Annotated in this window: 14 protein-coding genes; 5 read left to right on the forward strand and 9 right to left on the reverse strand. The window is 62.8% G+C overall.

The genetic code is table 11. The features are described from left to right. Positions 1–192 precede the first annotated feature (192 nt). Both ACI7M0_RS18120 and ACI7M0_RS18125 read right to left on the reverse strand, forming a co-directional pair. A complete protein-coding gene (locus ACI7M0_RS18120) occupies positions 193–1,191 on the reverse strand; it encodes an FAD:protein FMN transferase (protein ID WP_129933466.1) in 999 nt (332 codons plus the stop codon). Positions 1,192–1,370: 179 nt separating this feature from the next. Then, complete coding sequence (locus ACI7M0_RS18125) at positions 1,371–2,834, reverse strand: glyceraldehyde-3-phosphate dehydrogenase (RefSeq protein ID WP_010953137.1); 1,464 nt, start codon at positions 2,832–2,834, stop codon at positions 1,371–1,373. Between the two features lie 167 nt (positions 2,835–3,001). On the opposite strand from ACI7M0_RS18125, the gene mfd reads away from it, so the two are divergent. From mfd to ACI7M0_RS18140, 3 genes are read left to right on the forward strand one after another with little or no spacing between them, the layout of a single operon-like run. After that, positions 3,002–6,451, forward strand: a complete 3,450-nt coding sequence (gene mfd / locus ACI7M0_RS18130) for a transcription-repair coupling factor (RefSeq protein WP_010953136.1) — start codon at positions 3,002–3,004, stop codon at positions 6,449–6,451. Between the two features lie 9 nt (positions 6,452–6,460). Beyond that, a complete protein-coding gene (locus tag ACI7M0_RS18135) occupies positions 6,461–7,033 on the forward strand; it encodes a CsiV family protein (RefSeq protein ID WP_014859658.1) in 573 nt (190 codons plus the stop codon). A 4-nt stretch (positions 7,034–7,037) separates the two neighbouring features. Next, complete coding sequence (locus tag ACI7M0_RS18140; RefSeq protein WP_129933464.1) at positions 7,038–10,355, forward strand: DEAD/DEAH box helicase; 3,318 nt, start codon at positions 7,038–7,040, stop codon at positions 10,353–10,355. 445 nt (positions 10,356–10,800) lie between these two features. Here the strand turns inward: ACI7M0_RS18140 and nagZ are convergent, their stop codons facing one another. Both nagZ and ACI7M0_RS18150 read right to left on the reverse strand, forming a co-directional pair. Further along, positions 10,801–11,799, reverse strand: coding sequence for a beta-N-acetylhexosaminidase (gene nagZ / locus ACI7M0_RS18145; protein WP_177413613.1), 999 nt, complete (start codon positions 11,797–11,799; stop codon positions 10,801–10,803). Between the two features lie 189 nt (positions 11,800–11,988). After that, on the reverse strand, positions 11,989–12,696 hold the full coding sequence (locus tag ACI7M0_RS18150; protein WP_010953132.1) for a TetR/AcrR family transcriptional regulator: 708 nt from the start codon (positions 12,694–12,696) through the stop codon (positions 11,989–11,991). Positions 12,697–12,911: 215 nt separating this feature from the next. On the opposite strand from ACI7M0_RS18150, the gene lexA reads away from it, so the two are divergent. Beyond that, entirely contained in the window at positions 12,912–13,520 is a 609-nt protein-coding gene (gene lexA / locus ACI7M0_RS18155) for a transcriptional repressor LexA (RefSeq protein ID WP_010953131.1), read from the forward strand. Positions 13,521–13,533: 13 nt separating this feature from the next. Continuing rightward, positions 13,534–14,010: an SOS-induced cell division inhibitor SulA gene (sulA, locus tag ACI7M0_RS18160; protein ID WP_104962209.1), complete on the forward strand. Its 477-nt coding sequence runs from the start codon at positions 13,534–13,536 to the stop codon at positions 14,008–14,010. Between the two features lie 50 nt (positions 14,011–14,060). On the opposite strand, the gene ACI7M0_RS18165 is transcribed toward sulA, so the two are convergent. The 5 genes from ACI7M0_RS18165 to fadA form a co-directional block, all read right to left on the reverse strand. Further along, positions 14,061–14,294 (reverse strand): hypothetical protein, encoded by a 234-nt coding sequence (locus ACI7M0_RS18165; RefSeq protein WP_003248777.1) that lies wholly within the window; start codon positions 14,292–14,294, stop codon positions 14,061–14,063. Positions 14,295–14,344: 50 nt separating this feature from the next. Then, a complete protein-coding gene (locus ACI7M0_RS18170) occupies positions 14,345–14,860 on the reverse strand; it encodes a DUF6586 family protein (protein ID WP_003248773.1) in 516 nt (171 codons plus the stop codon). Positions 14,861–15,049: 189 nt separating this feature from the next. After that, positions 15,050–17,659: a type I DNA topoisomerase gene (gene topA / locus ACI7M0_RS18175; protein WP_129933324.1), complete on the reverse strand. Its 2,610-nt coding sequence runs from the start codon at positions 17,657–17,659 to the stop codon at positions 15,050–15,052. 100 nt (positions 17,660–17,759) lie between these two features. Beyond that, the gene (locus ACI7M0_RS18180) at positions 17,760–18,011 is read right to left on the reverse strand and encodes a DUF1653 domain-containing protein (protein ID WP_129933323.1); all 252 of its coding nucleotides are present in this window, start codon (positions 18,009–18,011) and stop codon (positions 17,760–17,762) included. Between the two features lie 76 nt (positions 18,012–18,087). After that, positions 18,088–19,263, reverse strand: coding sequence for an acetyl-CoA C-acyltransferase FadA (gene fadA, locus ACI7M0_RS18185; RefSeq protein ID WP_010953128.1), 1,176 nt, complete (start codon positions 19,261–19,263; stop codon positions 18,088–18,090). Positions 19,264–19,284: the final 21 nt, after the last annotated feature.

Raw genomic sequence — 19,284 nt, forward strand, 5'->3', positions numbered from 1 at the left:
AGAACTGGCCCGCAAGCCACGGTCGCTCGCGGGGCACGATCATGCCGCCGGGGCGCCATGAGAAAATTCGGGTGCAGTCTAATCAACCCTGAACGCCGCGCACATTAACCCTTGGTCGCGTCGTAGGCCAATTTTGCCCGCACTACATATGCTTCACCCATTCCCTGGCGGCAATCATCCCTGCTTGTGCTTTCACTGGCCTTTCACTGCCCGTTCGAACGCGGGCGTAGCTCGGGAGACGAAGCCTCCCTCTGCTCGAGTCACCAAAACCGCAGCCAGATCATGCGCCACGGCAAAATCCCAGCCTCGCTGTGGGCCCAGGATGAGCAGCAGCGTCGAATAGCCATCGGCCAGCAGTGCTGAGGCGTCCAGCACCGTAACGGCAGCCAGGTCATGTTCGACCGGGCGCCCGAGGCGGGCATCGAAGGTGTGCGAATAGCGCCGGCCATTCTGCTCGAAATAGTGCCGATAGTCACCCGAGGTTGATACTGAAAGGCTATTGACCGGGATGATCTGGCGGGCGATCTGACGGTCTTCGCGGGGCAGTTCCAGGGCAATACGCCAAGGGCTGCCGTCAGGCTTGCGGCCAACCGCCTTCAGCTCGCCAGTGGCCTCGGCGACAAAACTACTGATACCCATGGCCTGCAGGCGCGCAGCGATCAAGTCGACAGCATGGCCGGCGACGATGCTGTTGAAGTCGAGCTGCACCGGGGCATCCTTGCACAGGGCTCGACCTTTGACGCGCAAGTGCTGGTAACCCACGCGCTGGCGCACCTGGGCCAGTGCCTGTGGTTCGGGTACATGCTCGTGACGGGCCTGAGGGCCGAAGCCCCATAAATCGAGCAAAGGCTCTACCGTGAGATCGAAAGCGCCATCGCTCTGCTCGGCAAGGTGCTGACCCAGGCTGACCAACGCGAGCATGTCAGGCGGCAGGGCCAGGCACTGGCCCGCAGGCAAGCGGTTGAACTGGCTTACGATGGAATCGCCGCGGTAGGTCGAGTAGTGGTGGTCGATGTCATGCAGGATGGTTTCCACCGCCATCTGCACCTGGGCAGGCAGCGGGCCACCAGGCTCGCGGACGTACTGAATGCTGTAGCTGCTGCCCATGGTCGGGCCACCCAGGCGCTCCAGGGTGGGGCCTTGGTTGCAGGCGGTGAGTAGCAGCAGAATGAACAGTAGGGCTGTGCGCACAGTAGGGTTTCTCGGTTGCCGGTGCTGGCCTCTTCGCGGGCAAACCAGCCCCTACAGGGGCAGCGATAATCCTGTAGGAGCGGGTTTACCCGCGAAAGGGCCGGCACTGACAACACACATTCAGAATAAAAAAAACGGGAACCCGAAGGTTCCCGTTTTTTCATTGCCTTACAAGCGAATCAGCGTGGAAACGCTGGCGGGTTCACACCAGCCATGTCTTCCATCACACGAACCACCTGGCAGCTATAACCGAATTCGTTGTCGTACCAGACGTACAGAACAACGCGGTTGTCGTTGGCGATGGTCGCCTCTGCGTCAACCACACCGGCGTGGCGCGAGCCGACGAAGTCGGTCGAAACCACTTCCTGGGAAGCCACGTAGTCGATCTGCTTGTGCAGCTCCGAGTGCATGGCGGTCTGGCGCAGGTACTCGTTGATCTCGTCGCGGGTGGTGGCCTTTTCCAGGTTCAGGTTCAGGATGGCCATCGAAACGTTCGGCGTCGGGACACGAATGGCGTTGCCGGTCAGCTTGCCCTTCAGCACTGGCAGCGCCTTGGCAGCAGCGGTGGCGGCGCCGGTTTCGGTGATTACCATGTTCAGCGGCGCGGCACGGCCACGGCGGCTGCCCTTGTGGAAGTTGTCGATCAGGTTCTGGTCGTTGGTGAACGAGTGAACGGTTTCGACGTGGCCGTTGACGATGCCGTACTGGTCGTTGATGGCCTTGAGCACCGGCACGATGGCGTTGGTGGTGCAGGAGGCCGCCGAGATGATCTTGTCATCGGCAGTGATATCACCGTGGTTGATACCGTGCACGATGTTCTTCAGCGCGCCCTTGCCAGGTGCGGTGAGGATCACGCGGGCAGCACCCGGGCAGGCCAGGTGCTGGCCCAGGCCGTCGGCGTCACGCCATACGCCGGTGTTGTCGACGATGAGCGCATTGTCGATGCCGTACTGGGTGTAGTCGACTTCGCTCGGGCTCTTGGCGTAGATAACCTGGATCAGGTTGCCGTTGGCAGTGATGGTGTTGTTGGCTTCGTCGATGGTGATGGTGCCATCGAACGGACCATGCACCGAGTCACGGCGCAGCAGGCTGGCACGCTTGACCAGGTCGTTTTCGGCGCCTTTGCGCACGACGATGGCACGCAGACGCAGGCCGTCACCACCACCGGTCTTCTCGATCAGGATGCGCGCCAGCAGGCGGCCGATGCGACCGAAGCCGTACAGGACAACGTCGGTGCCTTTGCGCGCCGAAGCGTTCTGCTGACCGACCACGTCGGCCAGCTCTTCACGGACGAACTGCTCGGCAGTGCGGCCATTGCCTTCCTGCTTGAACTTGTTGGCCAGCTTGCCCAGGTCGACCGATGCGGCGCCCAGTTTCAGCTCGCTCATGGCCTTGAGCAGGGGGAATGTCTCGTGGACGGACAGTTCGGTTTCGTCGGTTTGGCGGTGGCGCGCAAAGCGGTGCGCCTTGAGAATCGAGATAACCGAACGGTTGATCAGGCTGCGGCCATAAATCGAGCTCACCACATTGTTATTGCGGTAGAGCTGACCGATAAGCGGGATCATCGCTTCAGCCAGGGCTTCACGATCAATCCACTCACCAAGACACTGGTCGGGCTTCTGAGTCACGGGAACCTTCCACATGTAGGGACAGAAAAAAGGGGCTACATTATGACGCCCCAACGCGGAACCGGCAATGAGTGCCTGTCGCAGTGACGCAAGCCAGTGTTCATGCCCTTTCGAGCCTGACAGCCGGCACTGTCACCGGTACAATCGGTCTCTTTGCCGCAACGCTTGGAGTGCAATCTCCCGTGTCAGTTCTGCGCCTACCGCAAATGTCGGCCACGGCCGGCAAACAAACCTGGGGCAACCTGCCCGGTGCCGCCCTCAGCCTTGCCATCGCCGAAGCCGCCAGCAGCGCCGGCCGCTTCACCCTGCTGCTGACGGCCGACAGCCAGGCCGCCGACCGTCTGGAGCAGGAGCTGCGCTTCTTTGCCCCGGACCTGCCCGTGCTGCCGTTCCCCGATTGGGAAACCCTGCCCTACGACCTGTTCTCGCCGCACCAGGACATCATCTCCCAGCGCATCGCCAGCCTGTACCGCCTGCCGGAGCTGAGCCACGGCATCCTCGTGGTGCCGATCACCACCGCCCTGCACCGCCTGGCGCCCACGCGTTTTCTGCTGGGCAGCAGCCTGGTGCTGGATGTGGGCCAGACCATCGACGTGGAACAGATGCGCCTGCGCCTGGAGGCCAGCGGTTACCGTTGTGTCGACACCGTCTACGAGCATGGCGAGTTCGCCGTGCGCGGCGCGCTGATCGACCTGTTCCCGATGGGCAGCAAACTGCCCTACCGCATCGACCTGTTCGATAACGAGATCGAGACGCTGCGCACCTTCGACCCCGAGACCCAGCGCTCGATCGACAAGGTGGATTCGGTGCGCCTGCTGCCTGCACGCGAATTCCCGATGCAGAAGGAAGAAGTGACCCGCTTCAAGGCACGCTTTCGCGAGCGCTTCGACGTCGACTTCCGCCGCAGTGCAATCTTCCAGGACCTGGCCAGCGGCATCATCCCCGCCGGTATCGAGTACTACCTGCCACTGTTCTTCGAAGAAACCTCGACCCTGTTCGACTACCTGCCGACCGACACCCAGGTGTTCTCGCTACCCGGTGTGGAACAGGCCGCCGAGCACTTCTGGAACGACGTGCGCGGGCGTTATGAAGACCGCCGCGGCGACCTCAGCCGGCCGCTGTTGCCGCCGGCCGAGCTGTTCCTGCCGGTGGAAGATTGCTTCGCCCGGCTCAAGCAGTGGCCCCGGGTGGTGGTCAGCAGCGAAGAGCTGGAGCCTGGCGTGGGCCGCGAGCGCTTCCCGGCGCGCGCCCTGCCCAACCTGGCCATCGAGGCCAAGGCCAACCAGCCGCTGGCCGAGCTGGCCAACTTCCTCGACCAGTTCCCCGGCCGCGTACTGTTCACTGCCGAATCAGCGGGCCGCCGTGAAGTGCTGCTGGAGCTGCTCGAACGGCTGAAGCTGCGCCCGCATACCGTCGAAGGCTGGGACGACTTCATTACCGGTGCCGAACGCCTGGCGATCACCATCGCCCCGCTGGACGACGGCCTGCTGCTGGACGATCCAGGGCTGGCGCTGATTGCCGAAAGCCCACTGTTCGGCCAGCGGGTGATGCAGCGCCGGCGCCGTGACAAGCGCGGCGAAACCGCCAACGACGCGGTCATCAAGAACCTCACCGAGCTGCGCGAAGGTGCGCCGGTGGTGCACATCGACCATGGCGTCGGCCGCTACCTGGGCCTGGCCACCCTGGAAATCGACGGCCAGGCTGCCGAATTCCTGACGCTGGAATACGCCGAGAACGCCAAGCTGTATGTGCCGGTGGCCAACCTGCACCTGATCGCCCGCTACACCGGCAGCGATGACGCCCTGGCACCGCTGCACCGGCTGGGTTCGGAGGCCTGGCAGAAGGCCAAGCGCAAGGCCGCCGAACAGGTCCGCGACGTGGCCGCCGAACTGCTCGACATCTATGCTCGCCGCGCCGCGCGCAAGGGCTACGCGTTTGCCGACCCGTCGGCTGACTATGCCACCTTCAGCGCCGGCTTCCCGTTCGAGGAAACCCCGGACCAGCAGGCCGCCATCGAGGCCGTGCGCGCCGACATGCTGGCCCCCAAGCCAATGGACCGCCTGGTCTGTGGCGACGTGGGCTTCGGCAAGACCGAAGTGGCCATGCGCGCGGCGTTCATCGCCGTGCACAGTGGCCGCCAGGTGGCCGTGCTGGTGCCCACCACCCTGCTTGCCCAGCAGCATTACAACAGCTTCCGCGACCGCTTTGCCGACTGGCCCGTGACCGTGGAAGTGATGAGCCGCTTCAAGTCGGCCAAGGAAGTGGCCGCCGCCGCCGCGGACCTTGCCGAAGGCAAGATCGACATCCTCATCGGCACCCACAAGCTGCTGCAGGACGACGTGCGCTTCAAGGACCTGGGCCTGGCCATCATCGATGAAGAGCACCGCTTTGGCGTGCGCCAGAAAGAACAGCTGAAGGCGCTGCGCAGCGAGGTCGATATCCTCACCCTGACCGCCACGCCGATTCCGCGCACGCTGAACATGGCGGTGGCGGGCATGCGCGACCTGTCGATCATCGCCACGCCGCCAGCACGCCGCCTGTCTGTGCGCACCTTCGTCATGGAACAGAACAAGAGCACGGTCAAGGAGGCGCTGCTGCGCGAACTGTTGCGCGGTGGCCAGGTGTACTACCTGCACAACGATGTGAAAACCATCGAAAAATGCGCCGCCGACCTTGCCGAGCTGGTGCCCGAGGCACGCATCGGCATCGGCCACGGGCAAATGCGCGAACGCGAGCTGGAACAGGTGATGAGCGATTTCTACCACAAGCGCTTCAACGTGCTGGTGGCCTCGACCATTATCGAAACCGGTATCGACGTGCCCAGCGCCAACACCATTGTCATCGAGCGCGCCGACAAGTTCGGCCTGGCCCAGCTGCATCAACTGCGTGGCCGGGTTGGCCGTAGCCACCACCAGGCCTACGCCTACCTGCTCACACCTACCCGTCAGAAGGTGAGCGCCGATGCCGAAAAACGCCTGGAGGCGATCGCCAACACGCAAGACCTTGGCGCAGGCTTTGTGCTGGCCACCAACGACCTGGAAATCCGCGGTGCCGGCGAGCTGCTGGGCGAAGGCCAGAGCGGGCAGATCCAGGCGGTGGGCTTCACCCTGTACATGGAAATGCTCGAACGTGCGGTCAAGGCAATCCGTAAAGGTACCCAGCCGAACCTTGAGCAACCACTGGGCGGCGGCCCGGAGATCAACCTGCGCCTGCCGGCACTGATCCCCGAGGACTACCTGCCTGACGTGCATGCGCGCCTGATCCTGTACAAACGCATCGCCTCGGCTGCCGACGAAGAAGGCCTCAAGGACTTGCAGGTAGAGATGATCGACCGCTTCGGCTTGTTGCCAGAGCCGACCAAGAACCTGATGCGCCTGACGTCACTCAAGCTGCACGCGGAAAAGCTCGGCATCAAGAAAGTCGATGCAGGGCCCAACGGTGGCAAGCTCGAGTTCGAAGCCGAAACACCGGTCGACCCACTGACCCTGATCAAGCTGATCCAGGGTCAGCCCAAACGTTACAAGTTCGAAGGGGCCACCCAGTTCCGCTTCCTGGTACCGATGGAACGCCCCGACGAACGTTTCAATACCCTGGAGGCGCTGTTCGAGCGCCTGACCCCACAGCCTGCCTAAGGAAGACTCATGCGTGCCATCCGTTGCCTGACCCTGCTGCTGGCGCTGTTCGCCCCAGCTGCCTTCGCCGAAGGCCTGTATCAGGTAGAAATGATTCTGGTGCGGCAGAACAGCGTGCCCGCCTTCACCAGCCCGTTCGCCCCCGAAGACTGGAGCGCTGGCGCCCCACGCCTGGCGAAAGATGCCGAGCGCCCCCCAGCACTGGAAGATGAAGCCACCCGCCTGGAAGCCACCGCCGACTACACGGTGCTGATGCACAAGGCCTGGCAACAGCAGGTGGGCAGCGAACCCAGCCGCATCGCCCTGGGCGAAGGCACCGAACAGTTCGGGCACTTCCCTATCGAAGGCAACCTGAGCATCGCTGAAGGCCGCTTCATCACCGTCGAGGCCAACTTCTGGGTCAACCAGCTGGATGGCAACGGCAACGTGCTGCAAAGCGAGCAGTTCAGGCAAAGCAACAGCAACGTCAAGGGCGGCCAGCTGACCTTTCTCGACGGCGGGCACCTGGCGGTGCTGCTGAAGGTGACCCCACCAGGCACGCCGAAAATGCCGGTGATGGACCCGGAGATGATGGAGCAGTAAGCCCATGAAGGACGATGCCGCCGAAATGGTGAACGCCTATCCGAACTGGATTCAATCGTTCAGCAAAGCTGCCCTGCAGCGCGGTGAGCGCTATGCCGAGGAAGGCAGGGCCGAACTGGAAGGCATTCATGGGCCAACCATAACGGCCAGTTGCCAAGGGAGCGGCAGCAACCACTACCGGCAACACATCAAATTGCACGTAGCGGGCGGCCGCTGCCATGTGCGCGGTGACTGCGATTGCCCTGTACGGCAAAACTGCAAGCATTGCGCCGCTGTCCTTTTCTGCGTCAGCGAGCGATTTTCCAGCAGTAAGGACACGCAAGCCAACCCGGGCGCCTTGTCTGCCGAATTGCAGCACTGGTTGAGCGGCCTGGAGCAGGCCCCGCCCAAAGCCGACGCTACCGAGGACAAGCGTGGGCGCATGGTGTGCTATCAGCTGCAGCTTACCGACGATGCCGGCTGCGCCCTGCTCGTGCGCAAGGGCACGCGGACGGAGGACGGCATCCGCTTCAGCCGCGTCCAGTCCCTTTACGATTTTCTCTACGAGCCACCGCGCTTCGTAACAGACGAAGACATCCGCATTCTGCGCCTGCTCTCGGCCTTGAATCAGGGCGGCGGCCAGGATCGCGGCTACCGACTGAAGGGCCATGAAGGTGGCGAGCTATTCCAGCGCGCCCTCGAAACCGGGCGGATGTTCTTCGGTACCGACCTCCCCCTGCTTCATGAAGGCCCGGTGCGCCACGCCGAGTTTCGCTGGGTACGCCTGGACAACGGCAATTACCGGGGACGGTGGTACAGCGGCGAAGCGATGCTGCGCTGCGTTATCCCGCTGCTGCCGCTTTACTACCTGGACCTGCCGACCCGTGAAGTGGGCAAGGTCGAGCACAGCCTGGATCCGCACGTCGCCGTGCAGCTGACTATTGCACCCGATGTACCGGAACACCTGGTCGTACCCCTGAGCCACAAGCTTAATGCCCTCAGCCACAAGGTGCCGACCCCGACGCAAGTGCAGGAGCAGTTGCTCGATAACATCCAGCCCAAGCCCCTTCTTGCTCTCGGCAGCCTTGAATACACCGCCTACATGCCAAAAACCGGTCGCATGCAACGGCAGATGCAACATCGCGCCGCATTGGCGTTCGATTATGACGGCTTGCAGGCCAGCGGTACCGACGAAAAGCCGCTGACCCGCCTGGCAGGCAGCACCAGCCAGCGCATTCGCCGCCAGCCTCAAGCCGAGCAGACGCTGCGCCAGATGCTGCGCGATTTCGGCTTCAAACCCGCTACACGGCAGAGCAAGGCCCTACCCGACAGCGCCGGCGAAATGTACCAGTTGCCTGACGACGAAGCCTGGCTGCGCTTTGCCCGCGAGGGCCTGCCGCGCCTGCGCGAAGCCGGCTGGGACATCGACATTCACCGCGACTTCGCCTTCAACCTGCAGGAGGTGGACGACTGGTATGCAACCATCGACGAAGCGCCCGGCCATGAATGGTTCGACCTGGAATTAGGCATCGTGGTCGATGGCCAGCGCCACAGCCTGCTGCCGATCGTGTTGCACCTGCTGCGCAGCAGCCCGGAGCTGCTACGCCCCAGCGAACTGGCCCGGCGCAGTGACGATGAACACCTGTTGATCGACCTCAACCGCGGCCGTCTCGATGCCCCGGCTTTGCGCGTCGCCCTGCCCTACGGGCGCATCAAGGCAGTCATGGGCACCCTGGGCGAGCTGTACCTGCACGAGGACACGGCAGGCCCGTCCCTGCGCATGGAGCGTGCCGACGCCGCGCGCCTGAACGAAATCGAAGGCCTGCCACTGCACTGGGAAGGTGGCGAGCACGTACGCGACCTGGGCCGCCGCCTGCGCGATGCCCGCGACCTGCAGGTAGAACCGCCCACTGGGCTGCAGGCCAGCTTGCGTCCCTATCAGCAGCAAGGCCTGAACTGGCTGCAGGCCCTGCGCGAGATGGGTACCGGCGGCATCCTCGGCGACGACATGGGCCTGGGAAAGACCCTGCAGGCCTTGGCCCATCTGCTGCTGGAGAAACAGTCCGGGCGCCTGAGCGCACCGGCCCTGGCAGTCATGCCGACCAGCCTTATACCCAACTGGCTGGACGAAGCCCAGCGCTTCGCCCCCGACCTGCGCGTCCTGGCACTGCATGGACCGGGGCGCAGCAAGCACTTCACCAAGCTGCATGAGTACGATCTGGTCCTGACCACTTACGCCCTGATGCCGCGCGACCTAGAACAGCTGCGCCCCCATGCCTGGCACGTGCTGATACTGGACGAGGCGCAAAACATCAAGAGCAGCAGCAGCAAGGCTGCCCTCGCCGTCTGCGAGCTACAGGCCGGGCAGCGTTTGTGCCTGACCGGCACGCCGATGGAAAACAACCTGGGCGAACTGTGGTCGATCTTCCACTTCCTGATGCCCGGCTGGCTGGGCGACCTGAAGCGCTTCAACCAGGATTACCGCAACCCGATCGAACGCCACGGTGACAGCGAGCGCATGGCCCACCTGGCCAGCCGCATCCGGCCGTTCCTGCTGCGCCGCACCAAGGAGCAGGTGGCCACAGAACTGCCGGCCAAGACCGAAATGGTGCACTGGGTCGAGCTCAGTGATGCCCAGCGCGATACGTATGAAGCCGTGCGAGTGGCCATGGACCAGAAGGTCCGCGACGAAATCGCCCGCAATGGCGCCGCACGCAGCCAGATCGTGATCCTCGATGCGTTGCTCAAGCTGCGCCAGGTGTGCTGTGACCTGCGCCTGGTCAAGGGGGTAGAAAGCAAAGGCAACCAGGCCGACAAGGGCAAGCTGGGTGCGCTGCTGGAAATGCTCGAAGAACTGCTCAGCGAAGGGCGCCGGGTGTTGTTGTTCTCACAGTTCACCTCGATGCTGGCACTGATCGAGCAGGAGCTTGAGAAGCGCAAAATCCGCTACAGCCTGCTGACCGGCGACACTCGCGACCGTCGCACACCAGTGCAGCAGTTCCAGCAAGGTGAAAGCGAAGTGTTCCTGATCAGCCTCAAGGCTGGGGGCGTAGGCTTGAACCTGACGGCGGCGGACACCGTGATCCACTTCGACCCCTGGTGGAACCCGGCCAGCGAAAACCAGGCTACCGACCGTGCCTACCGCATCGGCCAGGACAAGCCGGTGTTCGTGTTCAAGCTGATTACCCGGGGTACGGTGGAAGAGAAGATCCAGTTGTTGCAGCAGGAAAAGGCAGCATTGGCCGCCAGCCTGCTGGACGGCGGGCAGGCTGGGCAATGGCGGCTTGGCGATGAAGAAATCGAGGCCCTGTTTGCGCCATTGCCTGGAAAACGCGGGCGGTAGGCCAAAGGGGGATAGAGCGTAGGAGCGGGTTCACCCGCGAATGGGCCGGCCCTGCTGGCCAATCTCCACCTGCCGCTCACCGTTGCCGCCGCTACCGTATTCGCGGGTAAACCCGCTCCTACAACGGATCAGGGGTGGACACAGGTCGGTGGTTGGGCACAGGCCGCGTGTAGGAGCGGGTTTACCCGCGAATGGGCCGGGCCTGCTGGCCAATTTCCACCTGCCGCTCACCGTTGCCGCCGCTATCGTATTCGCGGGTAAACCCGCTCCTACAACGGATCAGGGGTGGACACAGGTCGGGGGTTGGGCACAGGCCGCGTGTAGGAGCGGGTTTACCCGCGAAAGGGCCGGTCCTGCTGGCCAATCTCCACCCGCCGTTCACCGTTGCCGCCGCTACCGTATTCGCAGGTAAACCCGACTTGTGGGAACGAACAGGCCCGCGCAGTCAATCGACCAGCTGAGCTTCCTTCAACGCCCCCAACGCCTCCAGCCAGCGCGGCTGCTGGCGATAATCGGTTCGCGCAAACCCTTGCCCACGCATCCGCGCAATCCGCGGCGACGGCTTGACCTTCATGCGCTGCGCTGCACTCAGCGCCAGCTCCGCCGCCGCCCGGTCATTGCACACTAGGCCCATATCACAACCGGCGCTCAGCGCCGCTTCGATACGGCTGGCTGCATCGCCCACCACATGCGCACCGGCCATCGACAGGTCATCACTGAAGATCACCCCGTCAAAGCCCAGCTCGCCACGCAGGATGTCCTGCAACCAACGCCGCGAGAAGCCAGCGGGCTGGTTGTCAACCTGCGGGTAGATGACATGCGCTGGCATCACTGCCGCCAGCTGCCCACTCAGGCGGGTAAACGGCACCAGGTCGGCCTGGCGCAGTTGTTCCAGGCTGCGTTCATCAGTGGGGATGGCCACGTGCGAATCGGCTTCGGCCCAGCCATGCCCCGGGAAATGCTTGCCACAGGCAGCCATACCCGCCGCATTCATGCCACGGATGAACGCGCCGGCCAGGCGCGTTGCAAGCAGCGGGTCACCCTCGAACGCGCGGCTGCCCACCACGGCGCTACGCTGGTGGTCCAGGTCGAGCACCGGAGCGAAGCTGAGGTCCAGGCCAACCGCCAGCACCTCGGTCGCCATCAGCCAGCCGCACTGCTCAGCCAGGTACTCGGCATTGTCGTTATCGGCCAGCGCACGCATGGCTGGCAGGCGCACAAAGCCCTGGCGCAGACGCTGTACGCGCCCGCCTTCCTGGTCCACTGCCAGGATCAGATCAGGGCGAATGGCGCGGATGGACGCGCACAGTTCGCGCACCTGGCGCGGGTTGTCGATATTGCGGGCGAAGATGATCAGGCCAGCCACTTCCGGCTGGCGAAGCAGTTGACGGTCTTCGGCGGTCAGCCATTTACCGGCGATATCCACCATCAGGGAGCCTTGCAGGCTGACAGTCATGGGTAATCCTTCATTGAAGACAGAGAGAGGCCCACCGGGGGGCAGCAGACACCGGCAGACACGCGCCGTTGGCCACAGGCGAAGCCATACAGGCACTGGTCAGCAAGGGAGATGCGAAGTAGATCGAAATCGGGCATGGGCGCTAGCTTAGCGGAAGCGCCCCGCCGCGCCCAGCCTTCAGGCCTTGGCGGTAGCCGAACCGGTCTTTGTGCGCGGGCGCAGCTGCGCAGTGGCCATCGCCTCGTCGGTCACACCGCTGTCAGCGCGCATGCCTGCCGCCAGGAACGGCACCATCAGGCGCATCACTTGCTCGATCGAGGTGTTGATGCCGAAGTCGGTCTCGGCAATCGCCCGCAGGGCCTTGATACCGGACATGCTGAAGGCCGCGGCACCCAGCATGAAGTGCACACGCCAGAACAGTTCCAGTGGCGGAATGCGTGGCGCAGCCTCGTTCACCAGCAGCATGTAGCGGCGGAACACCTTGCCGTACATGTCTTCCAGATAGCGCCGCAGGTGACCCTGGCTCTGGCTGAACGCCAGGCCCAGCAGGCGCATGAAGATCGACAGGTCGTTGTTGCTGCGCGGCTGCACGGCCAGCGCCTGCTCTACGAGCATTTCCAGCAGTTCTTCGAGGCTGGGCTTGTGCTCCGGCTTGGCCTGGCGGCGCTCCAGCTCACGCTCCAGACTGGCGCAGAATGGGCCGAGGAAACGCGAGAAAACGGCCTGGATCAGCGCCTTCTTGGAGCCGAAATGATAGTTGACTGCCGCCAGGTTGACCCCGGCCTTGCTGGTAATCAGCCGCAACGAGGTTTCGGCGAACCCCCTTTCCGCGAACAGCTGCTCGGCAGCGTCGAGAATGCGTTCAACGGTTTCCGATTGGGCCATGACTACTCCGACTACTCCGCCAGACAAACAGGTGTTTGAAACATACGTTTCAGCCCTGCTTCTGTCAAGGCTCGGTGACTGGGCGGTCGCCATTTAAAAGCGCCAGCCGGCCCACTGCAAGCGCCACCTCTTCTGTTTATTGCGCCTTTTGGCTTGCAGCGCACCCAGTACTGTATATAATTCCAGTCACTGTACAAAAAGACAGAGCGCTTACCATGTTGAAACTGACGCCACGCCAAGCCGAAATTCTCGCGTTCATCAAGCGCTGCCTGGAAGACAACGGCTTCCCGCCTACACGCGCCGAGATTGCTCAGGAGCTGGGCTTCAAGTCGCCCAATGCCGCCGAGGAGCACCTCAAGGCCCTTGCCCGCAAGGGCGCGATCGAAATGACGCCGGGCGCATCCCGCGGCATCCGCATCCCTGGCCTGGAAGCCAAGGCCGAAGAAGCCGGCCTACCCATCATCGGCCGGGTCGCTGCCGGTGCGCCGATTCTTGCCGAACAGCACATCGAGCAATCCTGCAACATCAACCCTGCCTTCTTCCACCCCCAAGCCGACTATTTGCTGCGCGTACACGGCATGAGCATGAAGGACGTCGGCATCTTCGACGGTGACCTGCTGGCTGTGCACACCTGCCGTGAAGCCCGCAACGGCCAGATCGTTGTGGCGCGCATCGGTGACGAAGTCACCGTCAAGCGCTTCAAGCGCGAAGGCAGCAAAGTCTGGCTGCTTGCCGAAAACCCCGAATTCGCCCCCATCGAAGTCGACCTGAAAGAACAGGAACTGGTGATCGAGGGCTTGAGCGTCGGCGTCATTCGCCGCTGATCCAGGAGGCGTCATGCAGCAGTTCATTCACGCACCCGAGCAAGCCCAGTTGCCCCTGTTCGAAGCATTCCTCGCCCAGCCCGTGCTGCCAGGCCTGAAAGCCAGGGAACCGGCGCGCAAGAGCAGCCAGCCCGAGCTGTTCAGCGAACTGTCGCTGCGCGGCGCCCCTGGCCACTGCCAAAGCCTGCTGGCACCCGTGCTGCGCGAACTGAGCGAAGAGGACGAGGCCCGCTGGCTGACCCTGATCGCCCCACCGCCAAGCCTGACCCAGGCCTGGCTGCGCGATGCCGGGCTCAACCGTGAACGTATTCTGCTGCTGCAACCCCGCAGCAATCAAAGCGCGCTGCAACTGGCCTGTGAGGCTTTGCGCCTGGGCCTCAGCCACACCGTGGTGAGCTGGCTGGGCAACGTCAATGCCACTGCACGCCAGCAACTGCTACGTGCAGCCAGTGCCGGAAACGCACAAAGCCTGAACATCCGCCTCGGCTGATGTTCAGGCTTTGCCTGTCACTTCAAATAGCCTGATACGCTGCTGCACACTCAGTGCAGCACACGCGGCCCTTCATCACGCTCGAGCTCGCCATCCATCAGGCGACCGGCCATCTGCACGCCCACACTGAGCATGGCCTTGGCCACTTCCACATGCTGACCCTGCAGGAACACCTTGGCGTCTTCCGAGAAATCCAGGGTTACCAGAGAGCCCTCATCCTCGGCGCGACGAAGTTCGATGCGGCCGTCAGGCAACTCGACAATTTCCAGAAAAGACGTAGACATAAATGGCAGTTCTCCGCGAAAGGCGATTAGTGTACCAGCCGTTGCGGCTATCAGCACTCACTCAACGCGTCACGGAAACGTCTCACCAAACTTTTAAGGTCATTGCGCCAGCTTTCCAGCTCGGCACGCGACAGCGCTGGATGCTCAGGCTCATCAAGATTGACAGCTTGAATCAGGGGCTGGGTAACGTCGGTTTTCGGCGCTTTTCTGGCGACCGGTGGTCGGAACAAATCGGCATAAGCACCGAGCATTTGCGCCAGCCAGGTTTCCCGCTGGCGGGCCAGCTCCAGCAACTCGGCCACTTCCGGGATGGCGATACCGTTCAGGGCATCGTCGGCCAGGGCTTGCTCCACCGTTGCGACGACCGGCAGGCGGTAAAAGCCCCCGATCTCATGGCACAGGCCCAACAGAGCGCCATACAGGTGGAACAGCGCCGACTCGCGCTCAGCCTGGACCAGACCTTGGGCATTCATGGCCTGGCTTTGTTCAGCCTTGGCCATGGACTCGAGGGCGAGGCCGGCGAAGAACAGTTTCTGGTTGGTACGGGTGTAGAGTTCCTGGGCCATTTCAGTGCCCTCCCATAAGGCTACAAGGCGGATATCTGCATCATAAATGATTGGGGCCGCTTTGCGCCCCTTCGCGGGCTTGCCCGCCCCCACCAGTACAGCGCCACATTCAAGGGCGGCGCGATACCTGTGGGAGCGGGCAAACCTGCGAAGGGGCGCAAAGCGGCCCCAGATCACAGCACCGATGGATCAGCGCTTGTCTTCAACCTTCCAGGCATTGCCGTCGTAGAACGCCTTCCAGCCGGTCGGCTTGCCATCGACCTCGGACTGCACATACTGCTCCTTGGTCTTGCGGCTGTAGCGGATCACCGCCGGGCGGCCATCCGGGTCTTTCTGCGGCGCATCGCACAGGAAGTGGTACTTCGGGTCGATCTCATGCTTGTGCGGCACAATCTCCAGCACCAGCGGCGCACGGGTTTCGCGGTTCTTGGGGAACTGGCTGGCAGCCAGGAACAACCCGGAAGCACCGTCGCGCAGCACGTAGGTATCGTCGACCTTCTCGCACTTGAGCTCCGGCATGTCCACCTTGTCCATCTTCGGTGGCGCCGCCTCGCCGCTCTTGAGCAGCTTGCGGGTGTTCTTGCACGCCGGGTTGGTGCAGCCGAAGAACTTGCCGAAACGGCCGGTCTTCAATTGCATCTCGCTACCGCACTTGTCGCACTCCAGGCTCGGCCCTTCGTAACCCTTGATGCGGTAGTTGCCTTCTTCGATCTCGTAACCGGCGCAATCCGGGTTGTTACCGCAGATGTGCAGCTTGTGTTTCTCGTCCAGCAGGTAGGCGTCCATCGCCGTGGCGCAGATCGGGCAACGGTGCTTGCCCAGCAACACGCGCGATTCCGACTCGCCCTCGTCGTCAGCGGCAATCTCGTCGCCCGGCACCAGGTTGACGGTAGCCTTGCAGCGCTCTTTCGGCGGCAGGCTGTAGCCAGAGCAACCCAGGAACACACCCGTAGAAGCGGTGCGAATCATCATCGGCCGACCACATTCCTTGCACGGAATGTTGGTCATGGTCGGCTGGTTGGCGCGCATGCCGTCTTCGCTGGACTCGGCAGTCTGCAGCTTTTTGCTGAAATCGCCGTAGAACTCGTCGAGCACGTTCTTCCAGTCACGCTCGCCCTGGGCCACGTCGTCGAGGTTCTCTTCCATGTCGGCGGTAAAGCCGTAGTCCATCAGGTTGGAGAAGCTCTCCGACAAACGCTCGGTGACGATGTCGCCCATCTTCTCGGAGTAGAAGCGGCGGTTGTGCAGCGTCACATAGCCACGGTCCTGGATGGTGGAAATGATCGCCGCGTAGGTCGATGGGCGGCCAATGCCGCGCTTTTCCATTTCCTTGACCAGGCTGGCTTCGGTAAAGCGTGCAGGTGGCTTGGTGAAGTGCTGGCTCGGGTCGATCTGGATCAGCTTGAGTGCTTCACCCTGCACCATCTCTGGCAGCACGTCGTCTTCGCCGGGCTTGCTCTGCTGTGGCAGCACACGGGTGTAACCGTCGAACTTGAGGATGCGGCCCTTGGCACGCAGCTCGAAATCGCCGGCCGCGACGGTAACGCTGGTGGACAGGTACTGCGCTGGCGGCATCTGGCACGCCAGGAACTGGCGCCAGATCAGCTCGTACAGGCGCTCGGCGTCACGCTCCATGCCGCTGAGCTTGGTCGGGTGGGTATTCACGTCAGAAGGCCGAATCGCTTCGTGCGCCTCCTGGGCGCCCTCCTTGCTGCCGTAAACCAGTGGCGCCTCCGGCAGGTACTGCTTGCCGAACTCCCGCTCGATGTAGCTGCGTGCCATATCCAGGGCGTCAGCCGACAGGTTGGTCGAGTCGGTACGCATGTAGGTGATGTAACCAGCTTCGTACAAGCGCTGGGCCATCATCATGGTTTTCTTCACACCGAAGCCCAGGCGGTTACTGGCCGCTTGCTGCAAGGTGGACGTAATGAACGGTGCCGATGGCTTGCTGCTGGTCGGGCGGTCTTCGCGCTTGACCACGCTGTAGCTGGAAGCCTTGAGCTTTTCCAGCGCAGCCATGGCCTGAGCTTCGTTCAGCGGCTTGAAGGCCTCGCCCTTCTCGCGCGCCACCTCGAAACGCACCTTGGCGTTCTTGGCAGTGCCGAGGTCGGCGTGGATCTCCCAGTACTCTTCCGGGATGAACGCGCGGATCTCACGCTCGCGCTCTACCACAAGCTTTACCGCTACCGACTGCACACGGCCAGCGGACAGACCGCGGGCAATCTTGGCCCACAGCAGCGGCGAAACCATGTAACCGACCACGCGGTCGAGGAAACGCCGCGCCTGCTGGGCGTTGACCCGGTCGATGTCCAGCTCGCCTGGCTGCGAGAACGCTTCCTGAATGGCCTTCTTGGTAATTTCGTTGAACACCACGCGCTTGTAGCGGGTGTCGTCACCCCCGATGGCCTCGCGCAGGTGCCAGGCAATGGCTTCCCCTTCGCGGTCCAAGTCGGTTGCGAGATAGATGGTGTCGGCATCCTTGGCCAGGCGGCGCAGCTCTTCGATCACCTTTTCCTTGCCAGGCAGGATCTCGTACTTGGCCTTCCAGCCATGGTCGGGGTCGACGCCCATGCGCGCCACCAGCTGGCGGCGGGCCTTCTCTTTCGGCGAAAGCGCCGGCGCCTCACCCGCAGCCTTGCCACGCTTGGCGGCCGGCTCTTTGCTCGCGCTGGCCGAACCGCTGGTGGGGAGGTCTCGGATATGGCCGATACTCGACTTCACCACGTACTGGTTGCCCAGGTACTTGTTGATGGTCTTGGCCTTGGCCGGGGATTCCACAATGACCAGCGATTTGCCCATGGATCGGAGTATTCCTGAATCTGAAGATAAAAAACGCGCCAAGTGCCAGACGCGGCACCGCTATATATAGTGGCAAAAGTGTGAGGTCAAGCTCGGACGATCACGCGTGCGACTTGCCCAGCAACCCGGGCAGCCCCTCTTCGGCCTTGACCAAAGCAAAGCGTGGCACCTGCTCGCCGTCAAATTCGACGGACTCCTGGAACATCGACAGGGGACGTACCCAGAAGCTGTAATCACCATACAGGCATTGGTAGAACACCATCCACTCTTCGGTTTCGGTGTGCCGCGCAACACTGAAGACACGGTACTCAGGCCCTTTGTAATGCCGGTATACGCCTGGTTGTATCTGCATGTTGCACACCTCCTGAATAAAACCTGAAAAAAACAAAACCGGGGCACAAGGCCCCGGCTGCTGTCCCGCTACGCGATCAGACGCGTTCGAAGACAGTGGTGATACCTTGGCCCAGGCCGACGCACATGGTCGCAACACCCAGCGTACCGCCATTTTGCTTCATGACGTTGAGCAGGGTGCCGGAAATCCGCGCCCCGGAGCAACCGAACGGGTGGCCCAAAGCAATGGCGCCGCCGTGCAGGTTAACCTTCTCATCCATCTTGTCGAGCACTTTCAAGTCTTTCAGCACGGGCAGGGCCTGTGCAGCGAAGGCTTCATTGAGCTCGATGAAGTCGATATCGGCCATGGTCAAGCCCGCACGCTTGAGGGCTTTCTGGGTCGATGGCACCGGGCCGTAGCCCATGATTGCCGGGTCGACACCGGCCACTGCCATCGAACGGATCACCGCCAATGGCTGGATACCCAGGTCCATGGCACGCTGACCGGACATGACGATCATGCACGAGGCGCCGTCGGTGATCTGCGACGAGGTACCGGCCGTGACTGTGCCGCCTTTCGGGTTGAACGCAGGCTTGAGCGACGCCAGGCCTTCGAGGGTGGTTTCCGGGCGAATGGTTTCGTCGAAATCGAACACCTTCAGGAAGCCGTTCTCGTCGTAGCCCTGCATCGGGATGATCTCATCCTTGAACTTGCCTTCGACCGTGGCCTTGTGGGCCAGCTGGTGCGAGCGCAAGCCGAACAGGTCCTGCTGCTCACGGGTGATGCCGTGCATCTTGCCGAGCATTTCTGCAGTCAGGCCCATCATCCCGGAAGCCTTGGCGGCATGCAAGGACAGGTGCGGGTTGGGGTCGACGCCGTGCATCATGCTGACGTGGCCCATGTGCTCCACGCCACCCACCACGAACACATCACCGTTACCGGTCATGATCGCCTGGGCAGCCGTGTGCAGGGCGCTCATGGACGAGCCGCACAGGCGGCTGACGGTCTGCGCCGCCGAGGTGTGCGGGATCGGGGTCATCAGCGAAGCCATGCGGGCGATGTTCCAGCCCTGCTCCAGGGTCTGGTTGACGCAGCCCCAGATCACGTCCTCGACTTCTTTCGGGTCGACCTTGCCGTTGCGCTCCAGCAGTTTGCTGATCAGGTGCGCCGACATGTCTTCAGCGCGGGTATTGCGGTGCATGCCACCCTTGGAGCGGCCCATTGGCGTGCGACCGAAGTCGACAATCACCACGTCTCTTGGATTCAGGCTCATATCAAATCTCTCGCTCTAGCT

This window comes from Pseudomonas sp. 10(2024), from assembly GCF_045164175.1.
Classification (GTDB): Bacteria; Pseudomonadota; Gammaproteobacteria; order Pseudomonadales; family Pseudomonadaceae; genus Aquipseudomonas; species Aquipseudomonas alloputida.

Bases quoted from the DNA above. Each gene is read 5' to 3' on its own strand.
- ACI7M0_RS18125 (WP_010953137.1), bottom strand. From the start codon at position 2,834: ATGTGGAAGGTTCCCGTGACTCAGAAGCCCGACCAGTGTCTTGGTGAG.
- ACI7M0_RS18135 (WP_014859658.1), top strand. From the start codon at position 6,461: ATGCGTGCCATCCGTTGCCTGACCCTGCTGCTGGCGCTGTTCGCCCCA.
- ACI7M0_RS18140 (WP_129933464.1), top strand. From the start codon at position 7,038: ATGAAGGACGATGCCGCCGAAATGGTGAACGCCTATCCGAACTGGATT.
- ACI7M0_RS18150 (WP_010953132.1), bottom strand. From the start codon at position 12,696: ATGGCCCAATCGGAAACCGTTGAACGCATTCTCGACGCTGCCGAGCAG.
- lexA (WP_010953131.1), top strand. From the start codon at position 12,912: ATGTTGAAACTGACGCCACGCCAAGCCGAAATTCTCGCGTTCATCAAG.
- sulA (WP_104962209.1), top strand. From the start codon at position 13,534: ATGCAGCAGTTCATTCACGCACCCGAGCAAGCCCAGTTGCCCCTGTTC.
- ACI7M0_RS18165 (WP_003248777.1), bottom strand. From the start codon at position 14,294: ATGTCTACGTCTTTTCTGGAAATTGTCGAGTTGCCTGACGGCCGCATC.
- ACI7M0_RS18170 (WP_003248773.1), bottom strand. From the start codon at position 14,860: ATGGCCCAGGAACTCTACACCCGTACCAACCAGAAACTGTTCTTCGCC.
- topA (WP_129933324.1), bottom strand. From the start codon at position 17,659: ATGGGCAAATCGCTGGTCATTGTGGAATCCCCGGCCAAGGCCAAGACC.
- ACI7M0_RS18180 (WP_129933323.1), bottom strand. From the start codon at position 18,011: ATGCAGATACAACCAGGCGTATACCGGCATTACAAAGGGCCTGAGTAC.
- fadA (WP_010953128.1), bottom strand. From the start codon at position 19,263: ATGAGCCTGAATCCAAGAGACGTGGTGATTGTCGACTTCGGTCGCACG.